This window comes from Streptomyces niveiscabiei (assembly GCF_001419795.1).
GTDB lineage: Bacteria > Actinomycetota > Actinomycetes > Streptomycetales > Streptomycetaceae > Streptomyces > Streptomyces niveiscabiei.
In genome coordinates, this window is record NZ_LIRL01000433.1 from 12,714 (window position 1) to 13,272 (window position 559).

Sequence of the window (559 nt, forward strand, 5' to 3'; positions counted from 1 at the left end):
CGGCGTCGTAGTTGCCGTAACTGTCCAGGTTCCTCACGGTGTTGTTGACCGTGTTCGCGCCGGTCAGGGTGAATCCGGAGTCGCCGCCGTTGATGGTCCTGATGTTGTTCCAGGTGGTGCCGGTGCAGGACTGGCAGACGACGGCGCTGTCCTTGGCGTTCTGGAAGGTGATGTTGGAGACGTTCCAGTAGGACGCGGTCAGCTTGAAGATCCAGGAGCCCGCGGCCATCGAGGACCCGTCGATCTTCACGGTCTCCGAGCCGTACGCGGTGAGCGTGATCGGCGCGGAGGAGGTGCCGTTGGCGGTCGACTGGAGGGTGGCTGTGGGGTAGTAGGTGCCGCCGCGCACCTGGATGACCGTACCGGCGGTGGCGTTCTTGACGGCGTTCGCGAGGTCGGTGGAGTTGCTGACGACGACGGTCGCGGCCCGCGCCTGGGTGGGCAGGACGGCGATCCCGGCCCCGATGGTCAGGGCGGCGAGTGCGGTGAGGGGGGTGAGAACGGTACGACGAGACATGGAGTGCGGTCCCTTTCGCCGTGTGGGGAGGGGGAGTTGGGG

General features: G+C 66.7%; 1 protein-coding gene. It reads right to left on the reverse strand.

Going from position 1 to position 559, the window contains the following annotated elements; genetic code table 11:
* The coding region (locus tag AOK24_RS50895; RefSeq protein WP_276206847.1) for a chondroitinase-B domain-containing protein at positions 1-517 on the reverse strand (517 nt) is incomplete at its 3' end.
* Positions 518-559 lie beyond the last annotated feature (42 nt).